Origin of the sequence: Streptomyces griseomycini (assembly GCF_014203535.1) — a bacterium.
GTDB lineage: Bacteria > Actinomycetota > Actinomycetes > Streptomycetales > Streptomycetaceae > Streptomyces > Streptomyces griseomycini.
This window is the reverse complement of the sequence record NZ_JACHJI010000060.1, coordinates 1-2022: the sequence shown is the minus strand read 5'-3', so window position 1 is coordinate 2022 and position 2022 is coordinate 1. Positions and strand designations below refer to the sequence as shown.

The following is a 2022-nucleotide window of genomic DNA, read 5'->3' as shown; positions in this document are numbered from 1 at the left end:
TGCCGTCACCGGATGCTCGGCCAGCAACACCGCCACCGCCCCACGATCCGCCACATCACACGCGACGACCGCGACCTCGGCACCCAGACCGACCAGCTCCTCGTACAGCGCGCCCACCTGGCCGCGCCTGCTCGCCAGCACCAGCCGCCGCACCCCGTGCCGTACCACCAGGTGGCGGGCCACCAGCCCACCGAGCATCCCGCTCGCACCCGTCACCAACACCGAACTGTCCGGACCGAACACCACCTCCGAACCGACCTCCGGTCGTATCCGGGCCAGCCGGGCCACGAGTGTCCGACCGTCCCGTACGACGAGCTGCGGTTCCCCGGTCGTGAGCGCCGACGTCCAGTCGTCCTCGTTGTCGACGTCCACCAGGACGAAGCGGTCCGGGTTCTCCGACTGCGCGGACCGTATCAGGCCCCATATCGCGGCTGCCGCCAAGTCCGGCGCGTCCTGGCCGGTGCTGATCGCCACCGCACCGCGGGTCACCAGCACCAGCCGCGACGCGGCGCAGCGCTCGTCGGCCAGCCAGCCCTGGACCAGTTCGAGAACGGCGTGCACCCGCTGGTGCACCGCGGTCCCGTCCTCGGACCCGGCGCAGCGCACCACGACGTTGTCCGGCAGGGTCTCCCCCGCGTCCAGAGCCGACCGCACTCCGTTCCAGTCCGCGAACTCCGCCACCGAACCGTTGCGCCCGGCCGACGCCGGGGCGGGCACCCAGTCCAGCCGGAACAGCGACTCCAGTCGGCGTGCCGCCCCCAGCGCATCCGGTGACACCGCGCGCACCACCAGCGCATCGACGGTGGCGACCGGAGCGCCGGAGCCGTCCGCCACGGTCAGCGCCACCGCGTCCGCCCCGGCGGGCGAGAGCCGCACCCGCAGGGTGGTCGCGCCCGAAGCGTGCAGCCGCACACCCGACCACGCGAACGGCAGACCAGGGGCACCAGCGTCATCGTCCGTGCCATCGACCAGGCCGGTGGCGTGCAGCGCGGCATCCAGCAACGCTGGGTGCAGACCGAAGCCGCCCGCGTCCACCCCTTCGGGCAGCGCGACCTCGGCGAACACCTCGTCCCCGTGCCGCCATGCTGCCCGCAGGCCCTGGAACACCGGTCCGTAGGCGAAACCGCCGTCGGCCAGACGGTCGTAGAACCCGTCCAGTTCCACGACCTTGGCGCCGGCCGGTGGCCACTCGGTCAGAGGAGTCCCGCCGTGATCCTCGTCGGCACGCAGCACACCTGTGGCGTGCCGGGTCCACGACCGGCCGTCTTCGGTGTCGTCCGAGCTGGAGTAGAGAGTCAGTTCACGCCTGCCCGACTCGTCCTCGGCACCGACCCACACCTGCAGACGTACCGTGTCGTCCTCGGACAGGACCAGCGGCGCCTCCAACGTGAGCTCCTCCACCGAGGAACACCCGACCTCGTCTCCCGCCCGCACCGCCAGCTCCAGGAACGCCGTGCCGGGCAGCAGGATCGACCCGAGTACGGCGTGATCGGCCAGCCACGGGTGGGTCCGGACCGACAGCCGACCGGTGAGCAGCGCACCGTCCCTGCCGCCGAGGGCGGTGGCCGCCCCCAGCAGCGGGTGTTCGGCGGGACCGAGTCCGGCCGCCGTGACGTCACCGATCTCGGTCGGCGCGTCCAGCCAGTAGCGCTGGTGCTGGAAGGCGTACGTCGGCAGGTCCACCCGCCGCGCGCCGCTGCCCGCGAAGAACGCCGCCCAGTCCACCGTCACGCCCCGCGTGCACACCTGCGCCACCGCCGAGACCAACGCGGACTCCTCCGGCCGGTCTGCGCGCAGCACCGGCACGAAGACCGCCTCGGAGGCCGTCTCCTGGCCCAGCGCGGACAGCGTGCCACCCGGACCGACCTCGACGAACGTCGCGATGCCCTCGCCCGAGAGCGTGCCGACGGCATCGGCGAACCGCACCGACTCGCGCACGTGCCGCACCCAGTACTCCGGCGAGGTGAGTTCCTCCGCGTCGGCCGCCACGCCGGTCAGGGTGGAGACGATCGGGATCGCCGG

1 protein-coding gene is annotated in these 2022 nt (G+C 73.0%); it reads right to left on the bottom strand.

The genetic code is table 11. The features are described 5' to 3' along the window. Nucleotides 1-2022 (bottom strand): SpnB-like Rossmann fold domain-containing protein (locus tag FHS37_RS38670; RefSeq protein ID WP_184830006.1); only part of this gene is annotated, 2022 nt, incomplete at both ends.